27 protein-coding genes and 1 riboswitch are annotated in these 24,889 nt (G+C 53.6%); of the genes, 23 read left to right on the top strand and 4 right to left on the bottom strand.

The window, feature by feature from the left end; genetic code table 11:
* Positions 1-220: 220 nt before the first annotated feature.
* The 23 genes from pduF (at position 221) to ldtA (ending at position 20,276) form a co-directional block, all read left to right on the top strand.
* Entirely contained in the window at positions 221-1,030 is an 810-nt protein-coding gene (gene pduF, locus NNO02_RS16755; protein WP_048211992.1) for a propanediol diffusion facilitator PduF, read from the top strand.
* 202 nt (positions 1,031-1,232) lie between these two features.
* Positions 1,233-2,144, top strand: a complete 912-nt coding sequence (gene pocR / locus NNO02_RS16750; RefSeq protein ID WP_005123057.1) for a transcriptional regulator PocR — start codon at positions 1,233-1,235, stop codon at positions 2,142-2,144.
* Positions 2,145-2,476: 332 nt separating this feature from the next.
* Positions 2,477-2,651, top strand: a riboswitch (cobalamin riboswitch).
* Positions 2,652-2,739: 88 nt separating this feature from the next.
* Positions 2,740-4,119 carry a cobyrinate a,c-diamide synthase gene (locus NNO02_RS16745; protein WP_271455296.1) on the top strand — a complete coding sequence of 460 codons (1,380 nt, stop codon included), beginning with the start codon at positions 2,740-2,742 and terminating at the stop codon, positions 4,117-4,119.
* On the top strand, positions 4,116-5,075 hold the full coding sequence (cbiB, locus tag NNO02_RS16740; protein WP_271455295.1) for an adenosylcobinamide-phosphate synthase CbiB: 960 nt from the start codon (positions 4,116-4,118) through the stop codon (positions 5,073-5,075). Before NNO02_RS16745 ends, cbiB begins: the two co-directional genes overlap by 4 nt.
* A 10-nt stretch (positions 5,076-5,085) precedes the next feature.
* Positions 5,086-5,718 (top strand): cobalt-precorrin-8 methylmutase, encoded by a 633-nt coding sequence (locus NNO02_RS16735; RefSeq protein WP_271448965.1) that lies wholly within the window; start codon positions 5,086-5,088, stop codon positions 5,716-5,718.
* Complete coding sequence (cbiD, locus tag NNO02_RS16730) at positions 5,715-6,854, top strand: cobalt-precorrin-5B (C(1))-methyltransferase CbiD (protein ID WP_137382362.1); 1,140 nt, start codon at positions 5,715-5,717, stop codon at positions 6,852-6,854. Before NNO02_RS16735 ends, cbiD begins: the two co-directional genes overlap by 4 nt.
* On the top strand, positions 6,848-7,453 hold the full coding sequence (locus NNO02_RS16725) for a cobalt-precorrin-7 (C(5))-methyltransferase (RefSeq protein ID WP_271455294.1): 606 nt from the start codon (positions 6,848-6,850) through the stop codon (positions 7,451-7,453). The genes cbiD and NNO02_RS16725 overlap by 7 nt, the downstream gene beginning before the upstream one ends.
* Entirely contained in the window at positions 7,443-8,012 is a 570-nt protein-coding gene (locus tag NNO02_RS16720; protein ID WP_137382360.1) for a decarboxylating cobalt-precorrin-6B (C(15))-methyltransferase, read from the top strand. Before NNO02_RS16725 ends, NNO02_RS16720 begins: the two co-directional genes overlap by 11 nt.
* The gene (locus NNO02_RS16715) at positions 8,005-8,778 is read left to right on the top strand and encodes a cobalt-precorrin-4 methyltransferase (RefSeq protein ID WP_005123046.1); all 774 of its coding nucleotides are present in this window, start codon (positions 8,005-8,007) and stop codon (positions 8,776-8,778) included. The genes NNO02_RS16720 and NNO02_RS16715 overlap by 8 nt, the downstream gene beginning before the upstream one ends.
* Positions 8,759-9,814 (top strand): cobalt-precorrin 5A hydrolase, encoded by a 1,056-nt coding sequence (cbiG, locus tag NNO02_RS16710; protein WP_271448963.1) that lies wholly within the window; start codon positions 8,759-8,761, stop codon positions 9,812-9,814. Before NNO02_RS16715 ends, cbiG begins: the two co-directional genes overlap by 20 nt.
* Positions 9,814-10,539 (top strand): precorrin-3B C(17)-methyltransferase, encoded by a 726-nt coding sequence (locus NNO02_RS16705; RefSeq protein WP_048211983.1) that lies wholly within the window; start codon positions 9,814-9,816, stop codon positions 10,537-10,539. Before cbiG ends, NNO02_RS16705 begins: the two co-directional genes overlap by 1 nt.
* Entirely contained in the window at positions 10,536-11,321 is a 786-nt protein-coding gene (locus tag NNO02_RS16700) for a cobalt-precorrin-6A reductase (RefSeq protein WP_202038918.1), read from the top strand. The genes NNO02_RS16705 and NNO02_RS16700 overlap by 4 nt, the downstream gene beginning before the upstream one ends.
* A 10-nt stretch (positions 11,322-11,331) precedes the next feature.
* Positions 11,332-12,126 (top strand): sirohydrochlorin cobaltochelatase, encoded by a 795-nt coding sequence (gene cbiK, locus NNO02_RS16695; protein WP_271455293.1) that lies wholly within the window; start codon positions 11,332-11,334, stop codon positions 12,124-12,126.
* Positions 12,123-12,836 (top strand): cobalt-factor II C(20)-methyltransferase, encoded by a 714-nt coding sequence (locus tag NNO02_RS16690; RefSeq protein ID WP_271455292.1) that lies wholly within the window; start codon positions 12,123-12,125, stop codon positions 12,834-12,836. Before cbiK ends, NNO02_RS16690 begins: the two co-directional genes overlap by 4 nt.
* The gene (gene cbiM / locus NNO02_RS16685) at positions 12,833-13,570 is read left to right on the top strand and encodes a cobalt ECF transporter S component CbiM (protein WP_137382354.1); all 738 of its coding nucleotides are present in this window, start codon (positions 12,833-12,835) and stop codon (positions 13,568-13,570) included. The genes NNO02_RS16690 and cbiM overlap by 4 nt, the downstream gene beginning before the upstream one ends.
* A 2-nt stretch (positions 13,571-13,572) precedes the next feature.
* Positions 13,573-13,854, top strand: coding sequence for an energy-coupling factor ABC transporter substrate-binding protein (locus NNO02_RS16680; protein ID WP_137382353.1), 282 nt, complete (start codon positions 13,573-13,575; stop codon positions 13,852-13,854).
* Positions 13,841-14,518: an energy-coupling factor ABC transporter transmembrane protein gene (locus NNO02_RS16675; protein WP_271455297.1), complete on the top strand. Its 678-nt coding sequence runs from the start codon at positions 13,841-13,843 to the stop codon at positions 14,516-14,518. Before NNO02_RS16680 ends, NNO02_RS16675 begins: the two co-directional genes overlap by 14 nt.
* An 8-nt stretch (positions 14,519-14,526) precedes the next feature.
* Positions 14,527-15,342, top strand: coding sequence for an energy-coupling factor ABC transporter ATP-binding protein (locus NNO02_RS16670; RefSeq protein WP_271448960.1), 816 nt, complete (start codon positions 14,527-14,529; stop codon positions 15,340-15,342).
* Positions 15,339-16,859 (top strand): cobyric acid synthase, encoded by a 1,521-nt coding sequence (locus tag NNO02_RS16665; protein WP_271455291.1) that lies wholly within the window; start codon positions 15,339-15,341, stop codon positions 16,857-16,859. The genes NNO02_RS16670 and NNO02_RS16665 overlap by 4 nt, the downstream gene beginning before the upstream one ends.
* The gene (gene cobU, locus NNO02_RS16660; RefSeq protein ID WP_271455290.1) at positions 16,856-17,401 is read left to right on the top strand and encodes a bifunctional adenosylcobinamide kinase/adenosylcobinamide-phosphate guanylyltransferase; all 546 of its coding nucleotides are present in this window, start codon (positions 16,856-16,858) and stop codon (positions 17,399-17,401) included. Before NNO02_RS16665 ends, cobU begins: the two co-directional genes overlap by 4 nt.
* On the top strand, positions 17,398-18,141 hold the full coding sequence (gene cobS, locus NNO02_RS16655; RefSeq protein ID WP_271441836.1) for an adenosylcobinamide-GDP ribazoletransferase: 744 nt from the start codon (positions 17,398-17,400) through the stop codon (positions 18,139-18,141). Before cobU ends, cobS begins: the two co-directional genes overlap by 4 nt.
* Before the next feature lie 24 nt (positions 18,142-18,165).
* The gene (gene cobT, locus NNO02_RS16650) at positions 18,166-19,230 is read left to right on the top strand and encodes a nicotinate-nucleotide--dimethylbenzimidazole phosphoribosyltransferase (RefSeq protein ID WP_040231946.1); all 1,065 of its coding nucleotides are present in this window, start codon (positions 18,166-18,168) and stop codon (positions 19,228-19,230) included.
* 119 nt (positions 19,231-19,349) lie between these two features.
* On the top strand, positions 19,350-20,276 hold the full coding sequence (gene ldtA / locus NNO02_RS16645; protein WP_271455289.1) for a L,D-transpeptidase: 927 nt from the start codon (positions 19,350-19,352) through the stop codon (positions 20,274-20,276).
* Between the two features lie 23 nt (positions 20,277-20,299).
* Here the strand turns inward: ldtA and NNO02_RS16640 are convergent, their stop codons facing one another.
* From NNO02_RS16640 to NNO02_RS16625, 4 genes are all read right to left on the bottom strand, one after another.
* Positions 20,300-20,989 carry an ABC transporter ATP-binding protein gene (locus tag NNO02_RS16640; protein WP_271455288.1) on the bottom strand — a complete coding sequence of 230 codons (690 nt, stop codon included), beginning with the start codon at positions 20,987-20,989 and terminating at the stop codon, positions 20,300-20,302.
* Positions 20,990-20,999: 10 nt separating this feature from the next.
* Positions 21,000-22,688 carry an ABC transporter permease gene (locus tag NNO02_RS16635; protein ID WP_271441839.1) on the bottom strand — a complete coding sequence of 563 codons (1,689 nt, stop codon included), beginning with the start codon at positions 22,686-22,688 and terminating at the stop codon, positions 21,000-21,002.
* The gene (locus NNO02_RS16630; RefSeq protein WP_271455287.1) at positions 22,672-23,709 is read right to left on the bottom strand and encodes an extracellular solute-binding protein; all 1,038 of its coding nucleotides are present in this window, start codon (positions 23,707-23,709) and stop codon (positions 22,672-22,674) included. The genes NNO02_RS16635 and NNO02_RS16630 overlap by 17 nt, the downstream gene beginning before the upstream one ends.
* A gap of 236 nt (positions 23,710-23,945) precedes the next feature.
* Positions 23,946-24,818 carry a LysR family transcriptional regulator gene (locus NNO02_RS16625; protein ID WP_271455286.1) on the bottom strand — a complete coding sequence of 291 codons (873 nt, stop codon included), beginning with the start codon at positions 24,816-24,818 and terminating at the stop codon, positions 23,946-23,948.
* Positions 24,819-24,889 lie beyond the last annotated feature (71 nt).

Here is a 24,889-nt window from a genome sequence, read left to right as displayed (position 1 = left end):
TTATAAATATGCATTTAATAAGAATTCGGCCCATTCGGCGGCGTGTTTTTATAAAGATGATGACAAGAATTTGCTATCACAACACGATTTTGACGCACATACAGCCTTCAGGTTGCCAACAATTTGCCGACACCGCTTTTTATAGTAAGTCTCGAAGTATTCTACGAGCCAGCAAGGAGACCGCTGGTAAAGACACGAACTCTGCTTAGAAGGTGTCACAATGAACGATTCACTAAAAGCGCAATGCATTGCCGAGTTTTTGGGTACCGGGTTATTTTTGTTTTTTGGCATTGGATGCCTGAGCGCCCTGAAAGTAGCCGGTGCCAGTTTAGGGTTGTGGGAAATCTGCATTATATGGGGGCTGGGGATCTCACTGGCAGTTTATCTGACTGCAGGGATCTCGGGTGCACATCTCAATCCCGCTATTACTATCGCACTGTGGCTGTTTGCCTGTTTTCCTGGCCGTAAAGTGTTGCCGTACTCCATTGCTCAGGTGGCTGGTGCCTTTGGTGGCGCTCTGCTCGCCTATTTGTTGTATGGCAGTTTGTTTATCGAGTACGAAACCGCCCACCACATGGTGCGGGGCAGCCTCGAAAGTTTGCAGCTTGCCAGCATATTTAGTACTTATCCTGCCGCTGCACTCAGCGTCTGGCAGGCTGCACTGGTGGAAGTTGTGATTACCTCTATTCTGATGGGAATGATCATGGCGCTCACCGATGATGGCAATGGGATTCCCCGGGGGCCGTTAGCACCACTACTGATCGGTATTCTGGTTGCTGTTCTTGGGGCTTCTACCGGGCCGCTTACCGGATTTGCCATGAATCCGGCTCGTGATTTTGGGCCTAAATTGTTCGCATGGATGGCGGGATGGGGGGATGTCGCGATGACTGGGGGGCGTGATATTCCTTACTTTATTGTCCCGATCGTGGCACCTATCATTGGTGCTTGTGCGGGGGCAGCAATTTATCGTTACTTTATTGGCAAAAACTTACCGTGTAATAGCTGTAAGCTGGAGGAAAATGAGCGTTAGCTTCACGGAAAATGTTTATTTTTGAAATGTAATAACTGTTTTCGTGATCAGGTTTCCTGAACCGCTTAAAAAGTCTCCCAAGAATGGGAGACTTTTGTTATGTTCGAATACGCCTTTTATCATTGCTTTGGATAGTGAGATGAAAAGCGGATGTAAATAACATGTTTTATTTATAACAATAAATTAACTGAGAGGTTTTATCATGATTTCTGCGAGTGCCCTGAACTCAGAACTCATTAATAAAATCGCACAGGATTTTGCGCAGGCCACCAGTCTGGCTGTTGTGGTTGTCAATATTCACGGTGATGAAATTTCTGAGCTTTTTAATTTCACCCCTTTTTGCCAGTTGATGCGCCAGCATCCTCAACATAGTACGCGATGTCGTATGAGCGATCGCTGTGGGGGACTGGAAGCTTCAAAATCCGATCAACCTTGCATTTATCGCTGCCATGCCGGACTTACCGACTTCTCCATTCCGCTGGTCATTGCGGGACATCTGGTAGGGTTTGTCTTATGTGGTCAGGTGCGCTTAAGTAATGACGTGGGGCTGGTGGATATTCTGAACGTGGACGACCGTTGGCAAGCCGATCCTGAACTGGTGAGTGAATTTCGTAATGTACCGGAAATGGACTATTCGCGGGTTATTGCCTCTGCTGATTTGCTAAAGCTCATTGTAGAAAATTGTCTTAAAAAACAACTGAATTTCGTCGTGATTAAAGACAATCCGCAACAGTCAGAGCCGGTGCGGGCTAATCGTAGTCCGAACCCTCATGACAGTAAAATGAAGAAAGCCTTGCGTTATATTGATGCGCATTTATCGGACGAGCTTCGTCTGGAAGATGTTGCCTCTCATGTTTATCTCAGCCCTTACTATTTCAGCAAATTGTTCAAAAAATATCAGGGGATAGGATTTAACGCATGGGTAAATCAACAGCGAATGGCGAGTGCCAAAGAGTTACTTTGTCATAGCGACTGGAGCATTGCCAGTATCGCGCGAAATTTAGGCTTCTCACAAACCAGTTATTTTTGCAAAGTTTTCCGTCAAACGTACCAGGTTACGCCGCAGGCTTTCCGTCAGCAAATAAATGTCATCTCATCTGAAGAGACAGCTTAAATAGCAATAATTTGCTATTGCCGATTTTTGATATCTTATGCTATGTCAGTCATTATAAAATGAAAAATAACTACAGCAGTCAATAAATTGTCATAGCGCAACAAAATAATAGTATTTGAGGGATAAACTGCACCAGTTTTTATTTTTGTGATGAGATACAGTGTCTGTGTGAAAGACTTTCTTTATTCTTTAATGACGCTTTCATTCAAAAAATGAACATATGAATAAACGGGTTGAGGCCATAACATTGGTTGAATGTACCCGGCAAGATATTAAATTGAATTATTGTCATGAGGTCGTGAATTTGCCTCAAGACACAGAGCCAAATTAAATCGGCTCTTGAACTGACAGGTTTGCCACATTTGTGGTAGGGAAGGGGGTGAGAATCCCCCGCAGCCCCCGCTGCTGTGATGCTGACGACCCCGTATAGACCACTGATCGCAAGATTGGGAAGGACGGGCGAGGACGACGCTAAGCCAGAAGACCTGCCTGTCGGTGACTACCAACAACTTCGGTGGGAAGTGGGTTGCGCAGATGCATACAGTCGAGAGACTGGGTATCTATACACCCCTACCACCCTGAACAGGATCAGGGTATGGCGGCCAGTTTTCACGCATTTGTTCTTGCAGGTACCGGTAGCGGCTGTGGCAAAACCACGGTAACGCTGGGCTTGTTGAGCCTGATGAAAAAGCGCGGTTTACGCGTCCAGCCATGCAAAGTCGGTCCTGATTACCTTGATACTGGCTGGCACACCGCGGTATGCGGTACGGCTTCCCGCAATCTTGATAGCTTCATGCTACCCACCTCTACACTGAATGCCCTATTTTGCGAGCAGATGCAGCACGCGGATATTGCCGTTATCGAAGGCGTTATGGGGTTATATGACGGCTATGGCACAGACCCTGATTACTGCAGTACTGCGGCGATGGCGAAACAGTTGGGTTGCCCGGTCATTTTGCTGGTTGATGGTAAGGCTGTTTCTACTTCGATAGCCGCCACGGTGATGGGATTCCAGCATTTTGATCCCAGTCTGAACATTGCAGGCGTGATTGTTAATCGGGTCAACAGCGAAACACATTACCAGCTACTCAAAGTTGCGATTGAGCGTTATTGCTCCGTGCCTGTATTGGGCTATGTTCCTCGCATGGAGGGCGTCGCGCTCCCTGAGCGTCATCTGGGTCTGGTTACCGCTCGTGAGTCAGTTATCAACCAGCAGCCGTGGCAGGATTTTGCCGCGACGCTGGAACAGACGCTGGATATCGACGCGCTGCTGGCCTTAAGCGCGTCAGACAACCTTCCTGTTGGTGAATGGCCCGCACTGCCTGCTGCAGACGCAGGCGCAGGGTTAACCCTGGCCATTGCTGATGACGAGGCGTTCAACTTTTATTATCCGGATAACATTACGTTACTGGCGCGTACAGGCCTCAACATTGTTCGTTTTAGCCCGCTGCACGATACCTGTTTACCGGACTGTCAGATGATTTGGTTAGGCGGTGGATATCCGGAACTGCATGCTGCGGCTCTGGCCCGTAATGTCACCATGCTGGAGCAACTGCGAGCGGCACATCAGCGTGGCGTCGCTATTTATGCAGAGTGCGGAGGGTTGATGTATCTCGGTAGCTCGCTGGAGGACAGCAACGGCGATCGCTGGCTAATGGCGGATATCATTCCTGGGCACAGCAAAATGGGCAAACGACTGACCCGGTTTGGCTACTGCGAGGCACAAGCCACACAGCAAACATTGCTGGCAACGACCGGTGAAGTCCTGCGCGGGCATGAATTCCACTATTCCGATTTTACCCCTGAAACTCCGGCGGTGATGAGTTGCCGCAAGGTGCGTGATGGCAAAACGCTGCAGGCCTGGTCAGGCGGATGGCAGGTCGGAAATACCTTCGCCAGCTACCTGCACGTTCATTTTGCCCAGCGCCCCGAAATGCTCAATCACTGGCTGGCCGCTGCGAGGAACGCGCTATGACGATACTTGCATGGTGCGTTGCCTGGCTGCTGGATTTTATCATTGGCGATCCGCAGAACTGGCCTCACCCGGTGCGCTGGATTGGCAACCTTATCTCCGCAGTCCAGCGAGTCATTCGGCGTTATTGCCATCGTGATAGCACGCTGAGAATCGGTGGTGCCGTGATGTGGATCGTGGTGGTTGGTGTGACATGGGGCGTTTCCTGGGGAGTGCTGACGCTAGCGAATTCCATTCATCCGTGGCTGGGATGGGGCGTAGAGGTGTGGATGATCTTTACCGTGCTGGCGGGGCGTTGTCTGGCGAATGCTGCGCTGGATGTTGAGCGTCCATTGCGTGCCAATAATCTCGCCGAAAGCCGGGAAAAACTCTCCTGGATTGTGGGACGTGATACCTCACAGCTGCAACCAAAACAGATCAACCGCGCCGTGGTGGAAACCGTGGCGGAAAACACCGTTGACGGCATCATCGCGCCGCTGTTCTTTCTCTTACTGGGCGGTGCGCCGCTGGCGATGGCCTACAAAGCGGTGAATACCCTCGATTCAATGGTGGGGTACAAACATGAAAAATACCGTGCTATCGGCATGGTCAGCGCCCGTCTGGACGATGTCGCTAACTTTATTCCGGCAAGACTGAGCTGGTTGCTGCTGGGTGTGGCAGCGTTTTTATGCCGCCAGGACGGCGCACGCGCTTTGCAGATTGGCTGGCGTGATCGCTACAACCATAGCAGCCCAAACTGCGCGTGGTCGGAAGCTGCTGTGGCCGGCGCATTAGGTATTCGCCTGGGGGGACCCAATGACTACTTCGGCGAGCGCGTTGAGAAACCGTGGATTGGCGATCAACAACGAGACATTTCTGTAGACGACATTTCCCAAACGATTCGATTGATGTGGGTAGCATCGACCCTGGCACTGGCGCTTTTTATTGCGCTGCGCTGGCTGTGGGTCGGTGTCGCCTGAGGACAACAAAATGCACTATATCCAGCAACCTCAAGCGATTGAGGCCAAAAGTTTCGACATCATTGGTGAGATTATCAGTGAAACCCGCCCGGATTATCAGTTTGCCAGTCCGTTGCATGAAGCCATCATCAAGCGGGTGATCCACACAACCGCGGATTTCGACTGGCTGGACATTCTGTGGTTTTCCAGCGGTGTACTGGAACAGTTTTGCGCAGCATTGAGTCGCCCGAGCGTGATTTATACCGATACCACGATGGCGCTTTCCGGGATCAACAAAACCCTGCTGGCAAAATTTGGTGGCGAATGCCGCTGTTACATCAGCGACCCACGCGTGGTGCGGGCAGCAAAAGAACAGGGGATCACGCGTTCAATGGCTGCTGTCGACATTGCCGTGAAGGAAGAAGGCGAAAAACTGTTTGTCTTTGGCAACGCGCCAACCGCGTTGTTCCGACTGCTGGAACATGATGCACCTGTCAGCGGTGTGGTTGGCGTACCGGTAGGATTTGTTGGCGCAGCGGAGTCGAAAGACGCACTGACACAAAGTCATCTGCCCGCCATTGCCGCATTAGGTCGCAAAGGCGGCAGTAACGTCGCTGCCGCTATCGTCAACGCCATGCTTTATCACATGCAGGGGGCGCGATGAGCGACCAGTCCTTCGATACGCCAGTGTGGCACAACGGTAAAGCGCTGCGTAAAGGGTACACTACGGGATCGTGCGCGACGGCGGCGGCAAAAGTCGCTGCGTTAATGGTGCTGCGCCAGCATCTGATCCATCAGGTTTCCATTGTGACGCCTTCCGGGGTGACGTTATGCCTGAACGTGGAGTCACCGCATATCGAAGGGCAACAGGCGATTGCCGCCATCCGCAAAGATGGTGGTGATGATGTGGACGCCACGCATGGGATGCTGATCTTTGCTCGCGTGACGTTAGACGATAGCAAAGAAATTGTCTTACAGGGCGGTGAAGGTGTCGGGACGGTGACCCGTAAAGGGATTGGTTTGCCGGTGGGCAGTTCGGCGATTAACCGGACACCTCGTCAGACCATTGAGTCCGCAGTACGTGAAGCGATTGGACCAAATCGCGGGGCAAACATTGAGATTTTTGCGCCTGAAGGTGAAGAAAGGGCGCAAAAAACCTACAACTCGCGCCTGGGGATTCTGGGCGGTATTTCGATCATTGGTACCACGGGTATTGTTACGCCGATGTCGGAAGAGAGCTGGAAACGTTCGCTATCGCTGGAGCTGGAGATCAAACGCGCGGCAGGGCTGGATCGCGTCGTACTGGTACCGGGTAATCACGGCGAACGTTTTGTGCGTGAACAGATGGGGATCGACACACAGGTTGTGGTCACTATGAGCAACTTTGTCGGTTACATGATTGAAGAAGCGGTGCGCCTGGGATTCCGCCAGATCGTGCTGGTGGGCCACCCCGGCAAACTTATCAAAATCGCGGCAGGGATCTTTCATACCCACAGTCATATCGCTGATGCCCGCATGGAAACGCTGGTGGCTCACCTCGCATTACTTGGCGCACCGTTGGAACTGCTGACGCTGGTCAGCGACTGTGACACGACCGAAGCTGCGATGGAACATATCGAAGCATACGGTTTTCAACACATTTACAACCATTTGGCGAAGCGTATTTGTATGCGCGTCCTGCAAACCCTGCGTTTTACGAAAAACCCCCCGACCTGCGACGCCATCATGTTCTCTTTTGATAATCAGGTCCTCGGCAGCAATCGTCCGGTCGCGGAGATCGCAGAGGAGATGGAATGTTAACTGTTGTTGGGATGGGACCCGCTGGGTTGCATTTGATGACGCCGGTGGCGCGCGACGCGGTTGCAAAGGCTGATGTGCTGGTCGGTGGTAAGCGGCATCTGCAGCAGTTCCCGGATTTTGCCGGTGAACGGTTTGCTCTTGGCGCCAATATTCCGGAGCTATTGAACTGGATAGGCGAACATCAGGCGCGAAACGTGGTGGTACTGGCCTCAGGCGACCCGCTGTTCTACGGCATTGGCACGCGGATGGTGGCGCATTTTGGTATTGAAAATGTGCGCATTATTCCCGGTATTAGCGCCGTTCAGTATCTGTGTGCACAAGCTGGTATTGATATGAACGACATGTGGCTCACCAGTAGCCACGGTCGCAGTGTCTGTTTTGATGAACTGGCGCGACACAACAAGGTTGCGATGGTGACCGATGCGCTGTGTGGCCCGCGTGAAATTGCGCAGCAGTTGGTGGCCAGAGGCAAAGGACATCGCTGGATGGTGATTGGTGAAAACCTGGCGATGGACAATGAGCGTATCCACTGCCTGCCTGTGAGCGAAATTACAGCCGACTATGACATGAATGCAGTGGTGATCCTCGATGAAAGATGAGCTTTTTCTACGTGGAGAGAAAGTGCCGATGACCAAAGAAGCGGTACGTGCACTCGCCCTCTCAAAACTTGAATTACACCGCGCCAGCCATCTGATTGATATCGGCGCGGGAACCGGCAGCGTGTCGATTGAGGCGGCGTTGCAATATCCGGGGCTGCGTATCACGGCGATCGAGCGTAATCCGGATGCACTCAGGCTGCTGGACGAAAACCGTCAGCATTTTGCCTGTGCAAACATCGATATTTTTCCCGGTATCGCGCCGATGACGATTGCGGAAAAAGCCGATGCCATTTTCATGGGCGGTAGCGGCGGCCATCTGACCGATCTGATCGACTGGTCAATGCGTCAGTTACATCCCGCAGGGCGACTGGTGATGACATTTATCCTTCAGGAAAACCTGAACACCGCTCTGGCTCATCTGGACCACCTTGGCATTCAGGGTGTGGATTGCCTGCAACTGCAGGTTTCCTCACTTGCCACGCTGGGTAGTGGTCACTATTTCAAACCGAATAACCCCGTATTTGTTATCGCCTGTCAGAAGGAAGGAACCCATGTCTGAGATTTTTGATCCCCGTAGTGTGTGGTTTGTTGGCGCAGGTCCTGGCGATCGCGAGCTGATTACCCTCAAAGGTTACCGGTTGCTCCAGCAGGCACAGGTGGTTATCTATGCCGGATCGCTGATTAACACTGAATTACTGGAATATTGCCCGGCCGGAGCGGAATGTCATGACAGCGCCGAACTGCATCTGGAGCAGATCCTTGATCTGATGGAAGCGGGTGTGAAAGCCGGTAAAACCGTCGTGCGTCTGCAAACCGGTGATGTTTCCTTGTATGGCTCTGTGCGTGAGCAAGGCGAAGAGCTGACCAAACGCGGGATCGACTGGCAGGTGGTGCCTGGCGTTAGCGCATTCCTGGGTGCGGCTGCGGAGTTGGGCGTCGAGTATACCGTACCGGAAGTGTCGCAGAGTCTCATCATTACCCGTCTGGAAGGTCGCACGCCGGTACCGGAACGTGAACAACTGGAGTCGTTTGCCAGTCACCAGACATCGATGGCGATTTATCTTTCCGTCCAACGTATCCACCGGGTTGCTGAGCGTCTGATTGAAGGCGGTTACCCGGCGGCCACACCAGTGGCGGTGATCTACAAAGCAACCTGGCCGGAAAGTCAGACCGTGCGCGGTACCCTGGCAGATATTGGCGACAAAGTTCGCGACGCAGGGATCCGTAAAACGGCGCTCATTCTGGTCGGTAACTTCCTGGGCTCGGAGTATCACTACTCCAAACTCTATGCGGCGGATTTTAGCCATGAATACCGTAAAGCCTGAATCACTCGCGCTATTTTGCCTGACCCCCGGCGGCGTTGTGCTTGCTAAACGTCTGGCGGCGATGTTGCCGGTAACCTGTTTCACCAGTGAAAAACTGCTGGAGGAGGGATTTATTCCTTTCGACAACGGTTTTGCTAACACCGCGCGTGATGCGTTTGCGAATTACTCAGCGCTGATTTTTATCGGTGCAACCGGCATTGCCGTGCGTGTGCTGGCTCCGCTGGTCAATGACAAATTTTGCGATCCGGCGGTAGTGGTCATTGATGAACGTGCCCAGCATGTCATAAGCCTGCTCTCCGGTCATGCGGGGGGCGCTAACGCACTGGCGCGTTATCTGGCGGGAATGCTGGGGGCTGACCCGGTCATTACCACCGCGACGGATGTTAACGATATGGCGGCGCTGGACACACTAGCGTTTCAGTTAAATGCCCGTATGAATGATTTCCGCTCGGCGGTCAAAATCGTTAACCAGATGCTGGTCAGCAACAAACGGGTTGGTCTGTGGTGGGACGACGAACTGGCACAGGACGTCAGCCATTGCGACCGCCGTGGATTTATCACGGTGACCGATCTCAATCAGCTGCCTGAACTGGATGCGCTGATTTGTATTACCTTGCGCAACAATCTGCCTGAACTGCCCGTTGTGCACTGGAAGCTGGTACCGCAGCGAGTGGTTGCCGGAATTGGCTGTCGTCGGGATACGCCGTTCCCACTGTTAGCTGCGCTGCTGGCACGCCAACTCGAAGCCCAACGCTTCGACCCACTGGCGTTAAAAGCAATTGGCAGCATCACGCTGAAAAAAGACGAACAGGGGCTTATCCAGCTGGCCTCCTGTTGCCGCGTGCCTTTCGAAACCTTTACCGCTGACGCGCTGCGTGAGCATGAACACCGTTTTCCGGCCTCATCGTTTGTACGCAAAACGGTGGGTACAGGAAGCGTTTCCGGTCCTGCAGCCTGGCTGCTGAGCCACGGACAACTGTTAGGCGAGACCCTGCGCGAACAGGGCGTCACGATCACTTTGGGAGTTTCACACTGATGTTAAGCGTAATTGGAATTGGCCCTGGCTCGCAGGCAATGATGACCATGGAAGCCGTTGAAGCGCTCCAGGCGGCGGAAATCATTGTTGGCTATAAAACCTACACCCATCTGGTAAAAGCGTTCACTGGCGATAAGCAGGTGATCAAAACCGGGATGTGCAAAGAGATTGAACGCTGCCAGGCCGCAATCGAACTGGCGCAGGCTGGCCACAACGTGGCGCTGATTAGCAGCGGCGACGCCGGAATTTACGGTATGGCCGGGCTGGTACTTGAGCTGGTCAGCAAGCAAAAGCTGGATGTTGAGGTTCGGCTGATCCCTGGGATGACGGCAAGTATTGCCGCCGCCTCATTGCTTGGCGCACCGCTGATGCACGATTTTTGCCATATCAGCCTGAGTGACCTGTTAACGCCGTGGCCGGTAATTGAAAAACGTATTATTGCTGCAGGTGAAGCTGACTTCGTTATCTGTTTCTACAACCCGCGCAGTCGCGGTCGTGAAGGACATCTGGCGCGTGCATTTGAACTGCTTTCCGCCAGCAAGAGCGCACAAACACCAGTAGGTATCGTGAAGTCGGCCGGTCGTAAAAAACAGGAGAAATGGCTGACTACGCTCGGTGATATGGATTTTGAACCGGTGGATATGACCAGTCTGGTGATTGTCGGCAACAAAACCACCTATGTACAGGATGGGCTGATGATTACACCACGGGGTTATGTGCTGTGAATTACGGTGATGTGCTGGTTATGGGCGGCACCAGCGATGCGCGCATGCTGTGCCAGCAACTGGATGCGGCAAATGTCGCGTACACCCTGTCGGTGGCGACGCCGACAGGTAAGCAACTGGCAGGTGACATCAAAGGTCAGGTTCGCTGCGGGCGTCTGGAACGCGAACAAATGATTGCCTGGTTGCAGGAAAACAGGACGCGCTGGGTGATTGATGCGTCACATCCTTATGCCGAGGTGGTGAGCCGCAACATCATGAACGCCTGTGAAGCGGCCGGCGTGTTGTTGAGCCGCTATCAGCGACCTGAACAGTTGAGTGATTTAACTCACCCGCATCTGCACACCGTACAGAGCATCCAGCAAGCATGTGAAACAGCACGTCGTTTTGGCGAACGCGTGTTGCTGACAACCGGCAGTAAAGATTTGGCTATCTGGCGTGCAGGCTTGCCTGAAAAAACGCTGCTGGCACGCGTACTGCCTGTGCCAGAGGTGATTCAACAGTGCGCGGATCTGGGGTTTGGTGTGGGCGAAATCTTCGCACTGTGTGGGCCGTTTAGCGCCGAGTTCAATGCCGCGTTTTATCGCCAGTGTCGGGCGGATGTGATGATCACCAAAGCGTCAGGCGCGGAAGGGGGTTATCAGGAAAAAGTTCAGCCCTGTCTGGATGCAGGTATTCCCTGCATCGTGATTACACGCCCGGCACCGTTGGTGACGGGAGAAGAATTACTGGAAAGTCAGGCCGCATTTGGGGCGCGTTTAACGCGCTGGCTGGCCGCTGCTTAAGGAGTAAGAGATGAAAAAGGCGCTTCTGGTGGTCAGCTTTGGCACCAGCTATCACGACACTTGTGAGAAGAATATTGTGGCTTGTGAGCGCGATCTTGCGGCCAGTTGTCCCGACCGTGATCTGTTCAGGGCATTTACCTCCGGGATGATCATCCGCAAGCTCAAACAGCGGGACGGTATTGAGATCGATACGCCGCTGCAGGCGCTGCAAAAGCTGGCGGAGCAGGGGTATCAGGATGTGGCTATTCAGTCGCTGCACATCATTAATGGTGACGAATACGAGAAAATTGTTCGTGAAGTGCAAAGTATGCGCCCGCTGTTTTCACGTCTGACGCTGGGGGTGCCATTGTTGAGCAGTCACGATGATTACGCACAACTGATGCTGGCGCTGCAACAGCAGATGCCGCAGTTAGGTGAGCGTGAAAAAGTCGTGTTTATGGGCCACGGTGCCAGTCATCACGCCTTTGCTGCTTATGCCTGTCTCGATCACATGATGACAGCGCAGCGCTTCCCGGCTCGCGTAGGTGCAGTAGAAAGCTACCCGGAAGTTGAGGTGCTGATCGAAAGCTTAGGCCAGGAAGGTGTGACGGCGGTTCATCTTATGCCGTTAATGCTGGTTGCAGGCGACCACGCTATCAATGATATGGCCTCTGATGAAGAGGATTCGTGGAAAACGTTGTTTAACGCAGTAGGCATTCCGGCTACGCCATGGCTCAGTGGTCTGGGTGAGAATCCGGCGGTTCGTGCCATGTTCGTCGCCCATTTACAGCAAGCGCTGAGCGTAGCGCTGGAGGAAGCAGCATGAGTGGCAAATTGTATGCACTGAGCACCGGGCCCGGTGCTGCCGATCTGGTCACCGTGCGTGCAGCACGCACCCTTGGGACGCTGGATATTCTTTATGCACCAGCCGGGCGAAAAGGTGGCGATAGTCTGGCGTTGTCGATCGTACGTGAATATATCGGTGAGCAAACTGAAGTTCGCTGCTGCCATTTCCCGATGAGTGCCGATAGTGCTGAAAAAGAGGCTGTCTGGGATGAGGTCGCTGCTGCGTTGGTACAGGAAGTGGAAGCGGGTAAACAGGTTGGTTTTATTACCCTCGGCGATGCCATGTTATTCAGTACCTGGATCTTTTTACTCCAGCGTATTGGTCATCCAGACTGGTTAGAAATTGTCCCCGGCGTCACCTCGTTTGCCGCGATTGCAGCACGTTCAAAAACGCCGCTTGCCATGGAGCAACAGTCCCTGGCGGTGGTCTCCTGTACCGCGCCGGAAAGTGAAATCCAGCACGCATTAACACAACATGACAGCCTGGTGCTGATGAAGGTGTACGGTCGTTTTGCGCGCATCAAAGCGCTGCTGCAACAAGAAGGCTTGCTGGACTGTGCATTGATGATGTCTGAAGCCACGCTGCCAGGTGAGCAGTGCTGGCGCCATCTGAATGAAGTGAGCGACGATCAGCCGCTACCTTATTTCTCAACCATTCTGGTTAATAAACAGTGGGAGTATGCACAATGAAGCTTGAACAACAGCTCAAACAGCTGTCTTTCAGCGGGTTAGCTGCGGCACTATTACTGATGATTGTTCCTGAGCAGGCGTTTGCGATGCACATTATGGAAGGCTTTTTGCCACCGATGTGGGCGCTGGCCTGGTGGCTGCTGTTTCTACCTTGCCTGTGGTACGGGTTAGTGCGTCTGCGCCAAATCGTGCAGGAAGATAACCACCAGAAAGTCCTGCTGGCCCTGTGTGGCGCCTTCATTTTTGTCCTGTCGGCGCTAAAAATTCCTTCCGTTACCGGGAGCTGCTCACATCCCACAGGGGTGGGGCTGGCTGTTATCCTGTTCGGACCGGGTGTGGTGGCTATTCTTGGGGCAATCGTCTTGCTGTTCCAGGCGCTGTTACTGGCCCACGGCGGTTTGACAACGCTTGGCGCGAACGGGATGTCGATGGCGGTAATCGGCCCGGTCGTTGGGTATATGGTGTGGAAGATGGCCTGTCGCGCGGGGTTGCGTCGTGATGTTTGCGTCTTCCTGTGCGCCATGCTGGCAGACCTCGTTACCTATTTCGTCACCTCTGTGCAGTTGGGCGTCGCCTTCCCGGATCCCTCTGCGGGGGCGATGGGATCAATTATCAAATTCATGGGTATTTTCTGTCTGACGCAGGTTCCAATTGCGATCGCAGAGGGGCTGCTAACCGTGATGATTTATGACCAGTTAACCAAACGCCAGTTGATTACCGCACAAGGACATTAACGATGAAAAAGACGCTGATTTTATTAGGAATGGTCGTTGCGCTGGTGGTCCTGCCGTTTTTCATCAACCACGGCGGAGAATACGGCGGTTCGGACGGTGAAGCGGAAAGCCAGATTCAGGCTATCGCGCCACATTATGAGCCGTGGTTCCAGCCATTGTATGAACCTGCAAGCGGCGAAATTGAAAGCCTGCTGTTTACGCTACAGGGTTCGCTGGGGGCTGCCGTGATTTTCTATATCCTGGGTTATACCAAGGGCAGGCAGCGCCGTGATGACCGGGCTTGACAGGCTGAGCTACCAGAGTCGCTGGTTTCATGTCTCACCGCAGCGAAAATTCTTGCTCTGGCTGGTGATGATGGTTCTGGCCTTTACCCTGCCCCCGCTGGGGCAGGGTATCGAGATGTTGCTGATAGCGGCGCTCAGTTGCTGGCTGCTGCGGGTTTCTTTCTGGCGCTGGTGTCGTTGGATGGCGTTACCGTTTGGCTTTTTGCTGGTGGGCGTCGTGACGATTTTGTTTAGCGTCAGCCGCGACCCGCATACCTTACTGGCCAGCGTACCCGTGGGCAATTTCTGGCTGGGGATCACCGCATCGGGCATTCACACAGCCAATGAAACGTTCTGGCGAAGCCTTGCGGCGCTGGCTGCTACGTTCTGGCTGGTGCTGAATTTACCGTTTCCGCAGTTAATTATTCTGCTCAAACGTGCACGTGTTCCACGACTGATGACCGAGCTGATTCTGCTGACCTGGCGATTTATTTTTATCCTGTTAGACGAGGCACTCGCCATTCATCGCGCACAAACGCTGCGTTTTGGTTATCGTAGCTTGCCGTTGGGCTATCGCTCTTTGGCGATGCTGGTGGGACTATTGTTTACCCGCGTGTTGATCCGTTATCAGCAAATGACCACCACACTGGATATCAAACTGTATCAGGGTGATTTTCACCTGTAAGGAAAAGTATGCTTGCCACCTCAGCGCTTTGGTTTCGCTACCAGGATGACCCGATTCTCAAAGGGTTAACGCTGGACTTTTCTCAACATGCCGTCACCGGACTGGTGGGGGCCAATGGCTGCGGGAAGTCCACGCTGTTTATGAACCTGAGCGGTTTACTGCGCCCACAACAGGGGGCGGTGATGTGGCAAGGAAAACCACTGGATTACAGCAAGCGCGGCCTGCTGGCGCTACGTCAGCAGGTAGCAACGGTATTTCAGGACCCCGATCAGCAAATCTTTTATACCGATATCGATAGTGACATCGCGTTTAGCCTGCGTAATCTGGGCGTGGACGAGGCTGAAATTACCCGTCGGGTGGACGATGCCTTAACGCTGGTCGATGCTCAACATTTTCGCCATCAGCCCATTCAGTGTCTCAGCCACGGACAAAAAAAGCGCGTGGCGATTGCGGGGGCGCTGGTGCTGCAAGCGCAGTATTTGTTACTGGATGAACCCACCGCCGGTCTCGACCCATCAGGGCGTACGCAGATGATCGAGATTATCAAACGCATCGTGGCGCAAGGAAATCATGTGGTTATTTCCAGCCATGATATCGATCTCATCTATGAAGTCAGCGATGCGGTGTACGTTTTACGTCGCGGAGAAGTGCTGACGCACGGTACGCCGGGTGACGTGTTCGCCCGTACCGATCTTATTGAACAAGCTGGGTTAACTCCGCCATGGTTGGTGAAATTGCACACCGAGCTGGGTTTCCCGCTGTGTAAAACAGAGGCTGAATTTTTTAGCTGTATGCGAAAGAACGCACTGAAGGAGGCGTCATGACGCAGGCAATAATGTTGCAGGGAACGGCATCTGATGTTGGCAAAAGCGTGCTCGTCGCCGGACTGTGTCGTATTTTTTATCAGGATGGGTTGCGTACCGCGCCGTTCAAATCGCAGAACATGGCGTTGAACTCTGGCATTACGCCGGAAGGAAAGGAGATGGGGCGCGCGCAAATATTTCAGGCGGAGGCGGCAGGGATAACGCCGGATGTGCGTATGAACCCTGTGCTGCTTAAACCGACCAGCGATCGTAAAGCACAGGTCGTGTTGATGGGCAAAGTGGCAACTGATATGGATGCGGTCAGTTACCACGAGTACAAACCGCGGCTGCGTGAACAGATTATTTCAGTTTATAACAGTCTGGCGCAGGAGTTTGACGTTGTCGTGCTGGAAGGGGCGGGCAGCCCGGCTGAAATCAACCTGCGCGATCGCGATATCGTCAATATGGGGATGGCGGAGATGGCGCGCTGCCCGGTCGTTCTGGTGGCGGATATCGATCGCGGTGGGGTATTTGCCTCCATTTACGGCACACTGGCGCTGCTGCACGACCATGAACGCGCCAGAGTCAAAGGGGTCATCATCAACAAGTTTCGCGGTGATGTGGCGTTGTTGTACTCCGGCATTGAACAAATTGAGGCGCTGACCGGCGTTCCGGTGTTGGGCGTGATGCCATGGCTGGATGTAGACCTCGAAGACGAGGATGGCGTCGCACTGCAAAAAGGGAAGTACATACGCACGGATAAGCGAGATATAGAGATAGCCGTAGTCCAACTGCCACATATCTCAAACTTTACCGACTTCAACGCGCTTGCCGCTCAACCGGATGTTCGTGTGCGCTATGTGCGCCACCCGGAGGAGCTGGCGGGAGCCGATCTGGTGATCCTACCGGGCAGTAAAAATACGTTGGGCGATCTGGTCTGGTTACGTGAGAGCGGTATAGCCCACGGCGTGTTGCAATTACACCGTCAGCGCGTACCAGTGATCGGAATTTGCGGTGGCTATCAGATGCTCGGAGACACCATCATTGATGATGTTGAGTCAGGGCTCGGCACGCTGCCGGGGCTCGGGCTGCTGAATATCGTGACCCATTTTGCCCAGCATAAAACGACGACCCAGGTGGCAGGGGTGATGTCTTCCACGCTGCCGGACTGGCTGGCGGGTGTTGCGGAGCTATCCGTACGCGGTTATGAAATTCATATGGGTGAAACGCAATTAACAGAAGATTGCCAGCCCGTCATGACGCTGCATAAAAACGGTGGTGCTATGGCTGATGGTGCGGTGAGCTCAGACGGACTGGTATTGGGCACCTATCTGCACGGTCTGTTTGACAGTGATGAATTCACCCGTGCGCTGGTCAACGGTCTGCGTGAACGCAAAGGGCTAACCGCGCTGGATTCCACTTTCCAATACGCGCAATATAAATCGCAGCAGTTTGATCTGCTGGCGGATGCGATGCGGCAACACATCGATATTGAGAAAATTTATACCATCATGCAACAGCACCGGGAGCCCGTATGATGATTCTGGTGACGGGCGGTGCCCGCAGCGGAAAAAGTCGACATGCGGAAGCGTTAATTGCCGATTCCCCGCAGGTGCTGTATATCGCCACATCGCAGATTTTTGATGAGGAGATGGCAGCACGTATTCAGCACCATCGCGATGGGCGTCCCGCGCACTGGCGTACTGCTGAGCGTTGGCAACATCTTGATGAGCTGATCACGGCGGCGAACGATCCGCAGGAAGCCATTCTGCTGGAGTGCATCACCACGATGGTGACCAACCAGTTGTTTGCGCTTGGCGGTGACAGCGATCCTGACGGCTGGGATTACGCAGCAATGGAACGCGCCATTGAGGCGGAGATCCGTACGCTGATTGAGGCCTGTCAGCGCTGTCCGGCTACAGTTGTTTTGGTGACAAATGAAGTGGGGATGGGGATCGTTCCGGAGAACCGTCTGGCGCGGCATTTCCGCGATATTGCTGGACGTGTTAACCAACGCCTGGCGGCGGCAGCGGATGAGGTCTGGCTGGTGGTATCAGGAATTGGAGTCAAAATTAAATGAGTAAGTTGTTTTGGGCAATGCTCTCTTTTATCAGCCGTTTGCCCGTTCCAACGCGTTGGTCGCAAGGGCTGGATTTCGAGCATTATTCACGCGGTATCGTTATGTTCCCCCTTATAGGTGTTGTGCTGGGTGGGCTGACGGGACTGGTCTTTATGGTGCTGCAACCCTGGTGTGGTATTCCTCTGGCCGCCCTGTTTGCCGTGCTGGCGCTGGCGCTGCTGACCGGCGGTTTTCACCTTGATGGACTGGCGGATACCTGTGACGGCATTTTTTCTGCACGTCGACGCGAACGGATGCTGGAAATCATGCGCGACAGTCGACTCGGGACTCATGGCGGACTGGCGCTGATCTTTGTGCTACTGGCCAAAGTGCTGGTGGTGAGCGAACTGGCGCTGCGCGGGACGCCGATGCTGGCGGCACTGGCTGCAGCCTGCGTCGCTGGGCGGGGTAGCGCTGTTTTGCTGATGTATCGACACCGTTATGCCCGCGAAGAAGGGCTGGGAAATGTCTTTATTGGCAAAGTTACCGGACGACAAACCTGTGTCACGTTGGGGTTCACGGCGATCCTGGCGGCCGTCCTGCTTCCGGGCATGCGCGGTGTGGCAGCACTGGTTGTTACGTTGGTGGCGATCTTCATTCTTGGGCAGTTATTAAAACGCACGTTAGGTGGGCAAACCGGCGATACGCTGGGTGCGGCCATTGAACTTGGCGAGTTGGTTTTCCTGCTGGCTCTGCTTTGAGTCAGTCAACATACTGGAACCCTTATGCAGACTTTATCCTCTTTACTTCACGCGATCCCTTCACCCGATAGCGCTGCAATGTTGCGCGCGCAGCAACATATTGATGGCCTGCTTAAGCCGCCGGGAAGCCTTGGGCGACTCGAATCTCTCGCTGTGCAACTGGCCGGTATGCCAGGCCTGAAAGGCGTGCCGCATGTCGGGGGGAAAGCGATGCTGGTGATGTGCGCCGACCACGGCGTGTGGGATGAAGGTGTTGCTGTTTCGCCTAAGATCGTTACAGCGATTCAGGCGGCCAATATGACGCGCGGAACGACCGGTGTCTGCGTGCTGGCCGCTCAGGCTGGCGCAAAGGTGCATGTGATTGATGTGGGAATTGACGCTGAACTCATTCCTGGCGTAGTGAACATGCGCGTAGCGCGCGGTTGCGGCAATATTGCACAAGGGCCGGCAATGCGTCGCTCACAGGCAGAAGAGCTGCTGCTGGAAGTGATTCGGTATACCCGAGAGCTGGCGGATGATGGTGTGACGTTGTTTGGCGTCGGTGAGCTTGGCATGGCAAACACCACGCCGGCGGCGGCGATTGTCAGTGTGTTAACTGGTAGCGATGCAGAGGATGTGGTGGGTATTGGTGCTAACCTTCCACTCTCGAGGGTAGGCAATAAAGTTGATGTTGTTCGCCGGGCTATTGCCGTCAACCAGCCGGACAGCCGTGATGGTATTGATGTGCTGGCAAAAGTAGGTGGTTTTGATCTTGTCGGTATGGCGGGGGTGATGTTAGGTGCGGCGTCTTGTGGTCTGCCGGTCATTCTGGATGGTTTCCTGTCTTATTCAGCGGCACTGGCTGCCTGTCAGATAGCGCCGGAGATTAAACCTTATCTGATCCCGTCGCATTTCTCCGCCGAGAAGGGCGCTCGTACTGCACTGGCGCACCTGGAACTGGAGCCGTATCTCAACATGGGAATGCGTTTAGGCGAAGGCAGTGGTGCCGCGCTGGCGATGCCCATTGTTGAAGCTGCCTGCGCGATGTATAGCAATATGGGGCAGTTAGCTGCCAGTAATATTGTATTACCGGATGGCAAAGAAGCGTAGCCGCTCACGACCCCCGCTTTATGGCGGGGCTTTTTATGTGCATTCTCGTCGTAACCCCCTAAAACAGATAAAAAAGCTATACTTAACGGATATATGTTGCGACGAAGGAAAGGAAAAAGATGCGTCGTGTAAAACTGCTGTGTGCTTTTGTTATGCTGCTCGCGAGTCAGGGATCGCAGGCGGTGAGCTACCCATTGCCTCCTGAGGGCAGCCGTCTGGTGGGAAGCCCTCTGACGATAACAATTCCCGCTGGTAACACTCAGCCCCTGGAGGCTTTTGCCGCACAGTATGGACAGGGATTGAGCAACATGCTCGAAGCCAATCCTGGTGTGGATGTATTTCTGCCGAAGCCGGGTTCCACACTGGTGGTGCCACAACAATTAATATTGCCTGATACCGTACGTGAAGGCATCGTCATCAACGTCGCAGAAATGCGGCTCTACTATTACCCTAAGGGTGCTAATACGGTAGAGGTGTTACCTATTGGTATTGGGCAGGCCGGAAGAGAAACTCCGCGCAACTGGGTCACGGCGGTCGAACGTAAACAGGAAGCACCAAGCTGGACGCCCACGGCAAATACCCGGCGGGAGTATGCTGCTCGTGGGGAAAGCTTACCGGCGTTTGTGCCTGCCGGGCCAGACAATCCGATGGGATTGTACGCTATCTATATCGGCAGGTTGTACGCCATTCATGGTACTAATGCCAACTTCGGTATTGGGCTACGCGTGAGCCAGGGCTGTATCCGTCTGCGTAATGACGACATCAAATACCTGTTTGATACTGTGCCGGTTGGCACGCGTGTTCAGATTATTGACCGACCGATAAAATTCAGCACCGAGCCAGACGGTAGCCATTGGGTTGAAGTTCATGAACCGCTGTCCCGCAATCGCTCCGAATATGAATCTGACAGAAAGGTTCCGCTGCCCGTCACCCCCGTTTTGCGTACTTTTATCAGCGGGAATGACGTGGATGTAAATCGTGGGAATCAGGCACTGGAACGCCGTTCCGGGATGCCGGTGAATATCAGTCTGATGCAGACACATTAGCGATGTCACCACGCGGCTCTTTCTTAGCCCTGGCTATGGTGGGCCGCCTTTTTAAGCTGATACTGACCCATTTTCACAAAACCGATATGGTCCGCCATCAACTGAGCTTCATGCTCGCTGTGGGTAACCAGCAGTGCGGTCTGGCCGGCAGCCCGTAAAATATCCCGAACCTCATTACCAAGGCGTTCGCGTGTGCGCTTATCCAGGCTGGAGAAGGGCTCATCCAGCAGTAAAATTTCCGGGTGTGGCGCCAGCGCGCGGGCTAACGCGATGCGCTGCTGCTGCCCGCCAGAAAGCTCATGGGGGTAGTGGTTAGCATGACTGTGTAATTCCACCATTTTCAACAGCTCTGTCACTCTGGCCTGTTGCGCTTCGCGTGGCATACGCCGTAAACCGAAGGCCACGTTTTGTTGCGCTGTCAGATGGGGAAATAAGGCGTATTCCTGAAAGACCATGCCGACATGACGTTTTTCCGGTGGCAAATGAACGCCGGGGCCAGCGATACGCCGCTCTGAGACATAGATTTCTCCACACTGCAGTCGTTCAAAACCGGCAACTGCACGCAACACCGTTGTTTTCCCACAGCCTGAAGCGCCAAGCAGACAAGCAATTTCCCCTTTGCGTACCGACATTGAGAATCCGGTCAGGACCGGTTGCTGGCTGTTGCCGTAGGCAACGTGCACGTCCTGGAGTCGTAATGCGATTTCTGACATTGTTGCTCTCTTAACCACGGCGAGTCATCTGGTGACGCACCAACAATATAACGGGCAGTGTACCTGCTAAAACAATCAGCAGCGCGGCAATCGCGCCTTCTTCATAGGTTCCGCGGGCGGCTTCTGCATACAGCAGAGTGGCCAGTGTTTCGAAATTTACCGGGCGCAACAGCAGCGTTGTTGGCAGTTCTTTCATCGCATCGGCAAAAACCAGCAATGCACTGCTCACTAATGCCGGACGCAGTAACGGAAAATGAACGCGGGCAAATGTTCCGGCACCGTTTTCGCCGAGCAAGCGTGAAGCCTGTTCGAGCGACGGCGGAATGCGGCCCAGACCGGAGTCCAGTGCACCGATGGCAATTGCCTGGAAGCGCATCGCGCAGCAAATGACCAACAAAATACCGGCAGACATCAGCGGTAACCCGCGAATATCCAGTAAGTCGGCCAGCCAACGATCGACAGCCATCGCTGGGGGCAAAAAACCAATCGCCAGAATCGTTCCGGGCACCGCATAACCGAGGGAGGCCAGACGCATCACGCCACGACGAAAGCCTGGCATCGCGTTGTCTGCCGCGCTATGGCGTGCGCTCCAGGCGACCAGCAAGCTGACGCAAATCACCACCAGCGTGGTGCCTGCTGCCAGCAAGAGCGTATTTTGTAATGCTGAAAGCAACGAGGCGGACAGTGGGCTCGTGTCCCCTAAGCGTTTGGCACTTTCCCACATCAAAAAGAGAACCGGGGCCACAAAGCCCAATATAACGGGTAGCGAAATGACAGCGCCAAGTAGCCAGCCACGCCAGCCGTGCACGCGAGTAGGTTGGATTTCCCGCAGGCTGCGGCTGCTGAATCCTTGCTTTCTGCGTCCGTAAAATTCCAGCGTCAGAATGAAGAAGATAAACATCAGCATCATGCAGGCGATTTGTGCAGCGGCGGATAAATCAGAGCGAGAGATCCACGTAGTGTAGACGGTGACGGTTAGCGTTTGTACGCCGAGGAACTCCGATGCACCAATATCGTTGAGCGTTTCCAGAAGTGCCAGGCTGATGCCGACAGCCAGTGCCGGGCGCGCCATTGGCAGGGCGACACGGAAGAACGTCCCGGTAGCGCTACATCCCAGCGTGCGGGCAGCCTCCAGTAAATGGGCCGGCTGACTGATAAAGGTGGCGCGGGTCGTCAGATAGACGTAAGGGTAGAGCACTAAACCGAGCAAAATAATCGCGCCGGCAAGCGAGCGCAAATCCGGTAGCCGGAACTGTCGTGGACTGTCAAAGCCCAGCAGGAAGCGGATAAAGGTTTGCAGAGGGCCGATCGGATGCAGCAGATCGAGCCAGGCAAAGGCGACGATGTAGGTTGGCATCGCCAGCGGCAGCAGCAACGCCCAACTGAGGATCTTACGTCCAGGAAAGTCCCATGCTGTGACGGCCCAGGCGCTGCCTACCCCAATCACGCCAACCAACACGGCAACACCGGCTAACAGCAGCACGGTATTTTTTAATGCTGCAGGTAGCACAAACGTAATGAGATTGTCCCAGTGCGATAAATCCGACTGGGTAGCTTGCCAGATAAGCGCAATGATGGGAGTCAGGACGCCAAGCGCAATGCAAAGCGCCCCAAGGTGCAACGGCGTTAATAATGACTGCGGCCCGGAAACCAGGCCGCGTAACGTCGGAAACTGCAGAAGTTTATTGATCGAATCCAACTTTATCTACCAGCAGACTTGCCTGTTTACGGTATTTCACGATTTCGGTTAGCGGAATTTTATCGACGTCGATCTCACCAATTGTCGCGTTGATCACTGGGTCGAGAGTGACACCTTTCAGTACTGGGTATTCGAAGTTCGCTTTCGCGTACTGTTGCTGGGCAGGTGCGGAAACCAGATATTCCATCAGCTTAACGGCATCGGCTTTATTGGGGGCATAGCGTGCTACTGCAGCGCCGCTGATATTGACGTGCGTGCCACCATTTTCAAAGGTTGGTTTAACGACTTTAATTGCATCACCCCACTGACGTGCATCGCTGCCTTCTTTGGCATTTTTCATATGGCCGACGTAATAGGAGTTCGCCAGGCCAATATCGCAAATACCCCCGAGGATATCGCGGGCAACGTCACGGTCGCCGCCAGTCGCTTTACGTGCCAGATTCGCTTTCACGCCACGCAGCCATTCTTCCGTTTTTGCTTCACCGTGATGCGCGATCATGGCGGCAATCAATGCAGTGTTATACGGGTGTTGTCCGGAACGGATACAGACTTTACCTTTGTACTCAGGGTTGGCGAGTTGCTCGTAATGCCAGTTATCGATTGGCATCGACTTCTCTGCGTACAACACACGCGCACGCATTGACAGCGCAAACCACTGGTTATCTGCACCGCGGAGATTAGCCGGAATCGCCGCTTTCAGTGCTTCTGACTCCACGGGTTGTGTCACACCCGCCTCGACTAAATCGATAAGGTTCCCGGCGTCAACGGTCATCAGCAGATCGGCAGGGGAGTTTTTACCTTCCGCTTTAACACGCTCAAGCATGCCGTCCTTGATATAGACCGTGCTGACTTTTATACCGCTGGTTTTCGTCCAGCTATCCAGCAGGGGCTGAATCAGACCCGGTTCACGGGTGGTATACAGCGTTAACGCATCCTGAGCGAAAGCCGGCAGGCTGACAGAGAGGACCAGAGCAGAAGCAAGCGTGATACGGCGCAGTCCAGTGCGAGGCAGAGCATTCATCGTTTATATCCCAGCGTAATTGGAACGTACAGTGACCCGAGCAGGGGCTCATTTTTTTGCCTGCGTACAATAAATGATAATCACTAGCAATTACAATCATTGCAAAGTGTAAATAATTTACATTTACATAACTTTAATCAACGGTGTGAAGTTGCCTGCCCCTGTTATGGATAAAATATTTAGCATCCATGAATACACTGGGTTGCCGTCTGCCTGGCGTTACCAGATGCAATCACTTAAGCCTGTGTAATAAACGAGACAAAGCGATTAAGTACCCGGCTGACTTCGCGGCTTTTTAGCCATATCATCATGGTGTTCACTTTACCTATCTGTGGCGTAATCGTATGACTTCGGATAGGGAAGTTATTTTCATACTGTCTGACAACACTTTCCGGCAACAGCGCAATCCCCATCCCGGCACTTACACAGCCAAGGATCGCCTGAAAAGAGCCAAATTCCAGAGGATCGGCGTAATCGACCCCCTGTAGGTGCAGCCATTCTCCCAGGCGGGAGCGATAGTTACACCCTTTAACAAAGACCAGCGGCCTTGTCACCTGGAGGTCAGCGCCAGTAATGACATTCTGGTGCTCTGCCGCCGTTACCAGTACCAGCGTTTCCTGACATAACACGTGTGATTGCAGGGGCGAATTTTCCATATGCAGCCCCTGATGATCGGCAACGAATGCGATTTCCAGTTCATTGTTCAGAATGTGTTGCACCAGCGTCTCAGTAGGGGAGGTTTTCAGGTTTAACTCAATGGAAGGCATTTCTCGGTGGAAATTCGCCAGTATCGAAGGGAGACGTACCGCTGCGGTCGTTTCCATTGCACCAATACGCAATGGCCCCGCCACTTTTGTCCCCAGCATGGACAATTCCGCTTCCTCTAACAACGCCAGAATTTTGTTGGCGTAGCGCAGAAGCAGCTCGCCCTCAGGGGTAATGTAGAGTCGATTTTTCTCGCGCACAAACAGAGAGACATCAAGGCTGGCTTCCAGCTGTTTAAGGCGGGTTGTGACATTCGAAGAAACGCAGTGCAGACTGCGTGCAGCAGCGGATATGGAGCCCGTTTCCGCCACCGTTTTAAACAAATTCAGAGAGGTACTGTTCATAGAAGCATCACTCAAAGTGAATGTTTTCGTCATTTTTATTAACTTTTTATTATCATTTCCTTGTGTAAGAT

The sequence above is a fragment of the Citrobacter sp. Awk 2 genome, assembly GCF_028069815.1.
In the GTDB taxonomy this organism is placed as follows: Bacteria; Pseudomonadota; Gammaproteobacteria; order Enterobacterales; family Enterobacteriaceae; genus Citrobacter.
Note: the sequence above shows the minus strand (reverse complement) of the source record. Positions and strands in the feature narration are given on the sequence as shown.

Coding starts and splice junctions, on each gene's coding strand:
- pduF (WP_048211992.1), top strand. CDS start 221: ATGAACGATTCACTAAAAGCGCAATGCATTGCCGAGTTTTTGGGTACC.
- pocR (WP_005123057.1), top strand. CDS start 1,233: ATGATTTCTGCGAGTGCCCTGAACTCAGAACTCATTAATAAAATCGCA.
- NNO02_RS16745 (WP_271455296.1), top strand. CDS start 2,740: ATGGCGGCCAGTTTTCACGCATTTGTTCTTGCAGGTACCGGTAGCGGC.
- cbiB (WP_271455295.1), top strand. CDS start 4,116: ATGACGATACTTGCATGGTGCGTTGCCTGGCTGCTGGATTTTATCATT.
- NNO02_RS16735 (WP_271448965.1), top strand. CDS start 5,086: ATGCACTATATCCAGCAACCTCAAGCGATTGAGGCCAAAAGTTTCGAC.
- cbiD (WP_137382362.1), top strand. CDS start 5,715: ATGAGCGACCAGTCCTTCGATACGCCAGTGTGGCACAACGGTAAAGCG.
- NNO02_RS16725 (WP_271455294.1), top strand. CDS start 6,848: ATGTTAACTGTTGTTGGGATGGGACCCGCTGGGTTGCATTTGATGACG.
- NNO02_RS16720 (WP_137382360.1), top strand. CDS start 7,443: ATGAAAGATGAGCTTTTTCTACGTGGAGAGAAAGTGCCGATGACCAAA.
- NNO02_RS16715 (WP_005123046.1), top strand. CDS start 8,005: ATGTCTGAGATTTTTGATCCCCGTAGTGTGTGGTTTGTTGGCGCAGGT.
- cbiG (WP_271448963.1), top strand. CDS start 8,759: ATGAATACCGTAAAGCCTGAATCACTCGCGCTATTTTGCCTGACCCCC.
- NNO02_RS16705 (WP_048211983.1), top strand. CDS start 9,814: ATGTTAAGCGTAATTGGAATTGGCCCTGGCTCGCAGGCAATGATGACC.
- cbiK (WP_271455293.1), top strand. CDS start 11,332: ATGAAAAAGGCGCTTCTGGTGGTCAGCTTTGGCACCAGCTATCACGAC.
- NNO02_RS16690 (WP_271455292.1), top strand. CDS start 12,123: ATGAGTGGCAAATTGTATGCACTGAGCACCGGGCCCGGTGCTGCCGAT.
- cbiM (WP_137382354.1), top strand. CDS start 12,833: ATGAAGCTTGAACAACAGCTCAAACAGCTGTCTTTCAGCGGGTTAGCT.
- NNO02_RS16680 (WP_137382353.1), top strand. CDS start 13,573: ATGAAAAAGACGCTGATTTTATTAGGAATGGTCGTTGCGCTGGTGGTC.
- NNO02_RS16675 (WP_271455297.1), top strand. CDS start 13,841: ATGACCGGGCTTGACAGGCTGAGCTACCAGAGTCGCTGGTTTCATGTC.
- NNO02_RS16670 (WP_271448960.1), top strand. CDS start 14,527: ATGCTTGCCACCTCAGCGCTTTGGTTTCGCTACCAGGATGACCCGATT.
- NNO02_RS16665 (WP_271455291.1), top strand. CDS start 15,339: ATGACGCAGGCAATAATGTTGCAGGGAACGGCATCTGATGTTGGCAAA.
- cobU (WP_271455290.1), top strand. CDS start 16,856: ATGATGATTCTGGTGACGGGCGGTGCCCGCAGCGGAAAAAGTCGACAT.
- cobS (WP_271441836.1), top strand. CDS start 17,398: ATGAGTAAGTTGTTTTGGGCAATGCTCTCTTTTATCAGCCGTTTGCCC.
- cobT (WP_040231946.1), top strand. CDS start 18,166: ATGCAGACTTTATCCTCTTTACTTCACGCGATCCCTTCACCCGATAGC.
- ldtA (WP_271455289.1), top strand. CDS start 19,350: ATGCGTCGTGTAAAACTGCTGTGTGCTTTTGTTATGCTGCTCGCGAGT.
- NNO02_RS16640 (WP_271455288.1), bottom strand. CDS start 20,989: ATGTCAGAAATCGCATTACGACTCCAGGACGTGCACGTTGCCTACGGC.
- NNO02_RS16630 (WP_271455287.1), bottom strand. CDS start 23,709: ATGAATGCTCTGCCTCGCACTGGACTGCGCCGTATCACGCTTGCTTCT.
- NNO02_RS16625 (WP_271455286.1), bottom strand. CDS start 24,818: ATGAACAGTACCTCTCTGAATTTGTTTAAAACGGTGGCGGAAACGGGC.